Here is a 2,708-nt window from a genome sequence, read left to right as displayed (position 1 = left end):
TGGTGGATGCGTTCGCGTCGTGAAGGGCCCTCAGGACCGGCGATCATCTCGAACAAGCTGCTGCCCAGCGCCTGCCGTACCGCGCGCAGCGGGCTTTGCGTCGTCACCGCTTCCACGGTACGTGGCGTTTGAAATGAGGCGACGCGGTGTAAATGCTGACCATGGAACTGGCTCCTGGCGTCGCGTCGACCAACAAATTCGACAAACCTGTCCGCACTTGGCGCGATATTCCTGGCTGGTTCCATTGGCGCGATCACCAAGAGGAGGCCGCTGCCCATTTCGCCGACGGGAGCCGGTTCGTCGAGGTGGGTTGCTACTTGGGGCGCAGCATCTGCTCACTCGGCGAAGTGGTGCGCGAGGCGGGCCGCGACATCAGGATCGTCGGGGTTGACACGGCGCGGGGCAGCGGGCCGGAAGGTCGCGGCGAAGAGGACGCTCACGGCCCCGCGGTCGACCACGGTGGCGGAACCTTCGCGGGGCTGTTGCACCGCAACATCATCGACTGCGGCCTTGCCGACACTATCCAACTGCTGATCAGCGACTCGGTCGCAGCCGCCGACTTCTTCGCCGACGGTTCGCTGGCATGGGTGCACATCGACGCGCGGCATGAGTACGAGAGCGTCGTCGCCGATATCGAGGCGTGGGCGCCCAAGGTCATGCCTGGCGGTTGGCTGTCCGGCGATGACTACCACCCCGACTGGTGGCCCGGTGTGGTGCGAGCGGTCAGCGAGACACTGCCCGACGCGCGTTCGTGGGAGTCGATGCAGTGGCGCTGGATCAAACCGAGCGGGTGAACGGCGTCAGCGCTGGGCGGAAGTGGCTTTGTGCCCGCCTCCGAGCGAATTCCGTGATGCGGTCTCGCTAGTTTCGCTACGAGGCGGGCAGAACGGTCTGCCCCGGCTTCTGTGACGCCTGGGTGCCGCGGAAACGTCGTGACCGGAACGCCCACGTAGACTCGGCAGGCGAATTAGGGCGACAGAAGAGGTAGTAGCTGATGAGCGGCCATTCCAAGTGGGCCACCACCAAGCATCAAAAGGCCGTCAAAGACGCGCGCCGTGGCAAGGAATTCGCGCGGCTGATCAAGAACATCGAGGTCGCCGCGCGCACTGGCGGCGGTGACCCCGGGGGCAACCCGACGTTGTACGACGCCATCCAGAAGGCCAAGAAGACGTCGGTGCCCAACGACAACATCGAACGGGCCCGCAAGCGTGGGGCCGGTGAGGAAGCCGGCGGCGCCGACTACCAGACCATCATGTACGAGGGTTACGGACCCAACGGCGTTGCGGTGCTGATCGAATGTCTGACCGACAATCGCAACCGCGCGGCCGGTGAGGTGCGGGTCGCCATGACCCGCAACGGCGGCAACATGGCCGACCCCGGCTCGGTGTCCTACCTGTTCACCCGCAAAGGTGTGGTGACGCTGGAGAAGAACGGTCTGAGCGAGGACGACGTGTTGGCCGCTGTCCTGGAGGCCGGGGCTGAGGACGTCAGCGACTTGGGTGAGAGCTTCGAAGTCGTGTCCGAGCCCACCGATCTCGTCGCGGTGCGCACGGCTCTGCAGGATGCCGGTATCGACTACGAATCCGCGGAGGCCGGCTTCCAGCCATCAGTGAGCGTGCCCGTCGACGTCGACGGCGCCCGCAAAGTGTTCAAACTGGTTGACGCGCTGGAGGACAGCGACGACGTGCAGAACGTCTGGACCAATGTCGACCTGTCCGATGAGGTATTGGCTGCGCTCGACGAGGACTAGTCGTACCCGTGGCGCATGTCTTCGACGACGCGCGGGTGTTCCAGCGTTGACGGCTCCAGCGGGCGAGGCTGCACGTCCGGAGCGAACACTGTCGCGGCGTCGAGTACCGAAGGGTTGAGAAAGCGCAGCGACGGCGCATCGCGCGGCAGAACCGGGTGCGGCGCCTGGTCGCCCCTTCGCGCCAGTGCAAAGCCCCAGTCGCCGAACGTCGGCACATAGACGTGGTACGGCGTGACCGCGAAACCGGCTGCGGTGATGGTGGAAATCGTGCGCCAGAACGCAGTCGGGGTCGAGTACGGGCTGCCCGACTGCACCACCATCAGCCCGCCCGGCGCCAGCGCGCGCGACACCAGCGCATAGAACTCCGTCGAATACAGCCTGCCCAGCACCGGAGTATCGGGATCGGGGAGGTCGACGATGATCGCATCGAACGACGGTGACTTCGTATCGCGCAACCACTTCATCGCATCGCCGGTCACGACATGCACCCGCGGGTTGTCCAGTGACCCGCCATTTGCGTAACGCATTGTGCTGCGGGCTAATTCGATGACCGCGGGGTCGAGCTCGACTTGCACGATCTTGTCGACGCCCGGAGTGCGCAACAGTTCACGTGCCGCCAGTCCGTCGCCGCCACCCAGTACGAGCACCGAGTGTGCACCGGCACCGAGCGCGGGATAGACCAGGCTCTCGGTGTAGCGGTACTCGTCGCGGGTGGAGAACTGCAAACCACCGTCGAGGTACAGGCGCATGTCGGTGCCCCGGCGGGTCACCACGATGTCCTGATATGCCGAGTGACGGTAGGCGATGATCGGATCGGCGTAAAGCCGCTGGCGACTGGTGATCTCGATGTCGGCAGCACGCACCAGCAGCGTGGCCAGCAGCGCCAGCGCCGCGGCCAGCGCGCACAGTGCCGTGATCAGCTGCCGGACGCTAACCACTTGTCGCAGCAGGAAAATCG

Annotated in this window: 2 protein-coding genes and 1 pseudogene; 2 read left to right on the top strand and 1 reads right to left on the bottom strand. The window is 65.4% G+C overall.

The genetic code is table 11. The features are described from left to right. Positions 1-152: 152 nt before the first annotated feature. Positions 153-794, top strand: a complete 642-nt coding sequence (locus tag VN856_RS20565) for a class I SAM-dependent methyltransferase (protein WP_325692370.1) — start codon at positions 153-155, stop codon at positions 792-794. Positions 795-994: 200 nt separating this feature from the next. Beyond that, positions 995-1,750 (top strand): YebC/PmpR family DNA-binding transcriptional regulator, encoded by a 756-nt coding sequence (locus VN856_RS20560; RefSeq protein ID WP_325692368.1) that lies wholly within the window; start codon positions 995-997, stop codon positions 1,748-1,750. On the opposite strand, the pseudogene VN856_RS20555 reads toward VN856_RS20560, so the two are convergent. Continuing rightward, positions 1,747-2,708, bottom strand: a pseudogene (locus tag VN856_RS20555) (spermidine synthase); the annotation flags it as partial. The gene VN856_RS20560 and the pseudogene VN856_RS20555 overlap by 4 nt on opposite strands.

The organism is Mycobacterium sp., from assembly GCF_035603715.1.
In the GTDB taxonomy this organism is placed as follows: domain Bacteria; phylum Actinomycetota; class Actinomycetes; order Mycobacteriales; family Mycobacteriaceae; genus Mycobacterium.
Note: the sequence above shows the minus strand (reverse complement) of the source record. Positions and strands in the feature narration are given on the sequence as shown.